The sequence below is a fragment of the Mesorhizobium sp. M7A.F.Ca.CA.004.04.2.1 genome, from assembly GCF_004022825.1.
Lineage (GTDB): Bacteria > Pseudomonadota > Alphaproteobacteria > Rhizobiales > Rhizobiaceae > Mesorhizobium.
This window is the reverse complement of sequence record NZ_RZPH01001187.1, coordinates 1-994: the sequence shown is the minus strand read 5'-3', so window position 1 is coordinate 994 and position 994 is coordinate 1. Positions and strand designations below refer to the sequence as shown.

1 protein-coding gene is annotated in these 994 nt (G+C 68.4%); it reads left to right on the top strand.

The annotated features are described in order from the left end of the window. On the top strand, positions 1-994 hold a 994-nt coding region (locus tag EN893_RS32795; RefSeq protein WP_245490946.1), incomplete at both ends, for a cation:proton antiporter.

Sequence of the window (994 nt, the reverse complement as noted above, 5' to 3'; positions counted from 1 at the left end):
GTTTTCTCTATGCCGTGGCGATGGGCATCCTGATCGGCGTGGCGGCGCTGTTCGTTGCCGCCAAGCTGCTGCAACTGCTCAACCGGATCGGCGGCGTGCCGGCCGAGGCGCAGGTGCTGGTGATGGTCCTGCTGCCCTTCATAGCCTATCTCGGCGCCGAGCATGTCGGAGCTTCCGGCATCCTGGCGGCTGTTACCGCCGGCCTGCTCACCGGCGGCTCCGGCGTGTTTCGCTTCCTCGGCGTCTCGGCGCGCATGCAGACGATTTCGCTGTGGACGACGCTTTCCTTCGTTTTCAACGGTGCTCTCTTCATCGTGCTTGGGCTCCAACTTCCCGACATCATCCGCCATGTGCCGCCGGAGCTCATGAGCCTGCACCCGATCGTCCAGCCGATCGCGACCGTCATCGCGCTGACGCTGTGCCTGATCGCGTTGCGCTTCCTGTGGATCTGGGTGGGCGATATCGCCGCCGGCATCGCTGCGCGTCTGGGCAAGCGCAAAGTGGAGCCGTTCGGGCTGCGCGTGCGGCTCGCCGGTTCGGTGGCCGGTGTGCGCGGCGCCATTACGCTGGCCGGCATCCTGTCACTGCCGCTCGCCATGCCGGACGGCTCGCCGTTTCCGGCGCGCGACCTGGTCATTTTCCTGGCCGCCGGCGTCATTATCTGCTCGCTGGTCATCGCCAGCCTCGCTCTGCCGACGATCGCCAGGGGGCTGGTCGAGCCCGGTGAGGATGCCGGCGCCGCCGAGGAGCGCCTGGCGCGCGTGGGCGCCGCCAAGGCGGCGATCGCGCGCATCGAGAGCATTGCCGGAGCCGCTGATGATGAGGGGGGCGAGGTGCCCGGCGCCAGGCTTGCCGCTGCTGATAACATTGTCGCCGGCTACCGGCGCCGCATCGCCGCCTCGGACGAAGCCGATGAGGCCCGCGCTGAGGCGCGCGAAGCCGGAAGGCTGGAACTCGAATTGAGATCTGCCGGCATCGAAGCCGAGCGCGAGGC